Source organism: Pseudomonas sp. SR18 (genome assembly GCF_023701505.1).
In the GTDB taxonomy this organism is placed as follows: domain Bacteria; phylum Pseudomonadota; class Gammaproteobacteria; order Pseudomonadales; family Pseudomonadaceae; genus Aquipseudomonas; species Aquipseudomonas cyclaminis.
Genome location: NZ_JAMQAU010000048.1, coordinates 1 through 520 on the forward strand (window position 1 = coordinate 1; position 520 = coordinate 520).

The 520-nt window shown below is 57.7% G+C and carries 1 protein-coding gene; it reads left to right on the forward strand.

Annotated features, from left to right (window positions below; translation table 11 throughout):
- Positions 1-520 (forward strand): hypothetical protein (locus NDJ82_RS27405; RefSeq protein WP_250926670.1); only part of this gene is annotated, 520 nt, incomplete at both ends.

The following is a 520-nucleotide window of genomic DNA, read 5'->3' on the forward strand; positions in this document are numbered from 1 at the left end:
GAAACCCCACGCGAAAACCTGACGATCAGCTTCACCGCAGGCACCAACGCCGACGGCTACTACGCCATCTCCGGCAATAACGTGGTCCTGACCGCTAAAGGCGCCGAATTCGTAAACGCGGGTAACCCGCTGCCGAAGATCGACCTGACTGTTACTGACGCTGGTGGCCTCAGCTCCACCGGTGAAGGTCAGCCGACTGTGACCTTGGTTAATGACGTACCGTTGATCGACATCACGCCGACCACCATTGTCGAGAACGCCGCTGAAGCGGGCACTGTTGCGGGCACGTTCAACGCACGTGACGAAGAAACTCCTCGTGATGGTCTGACCGTGAGCTTCACTGCTGGTACTAACGCAGACGGCTACTACGCCATCTCGGGCAACAACGTTGTACTGACTGCAAAAGGTGCAGAGTTCGTTAACGCTGGCAACCAGTTGCCGAAAATCGACCTGACTGTTACTGACGCTGGTGGCCTCAGTTCCACCGGCGAAGGTCAGCCGACCGTAACGCTGGTCAACG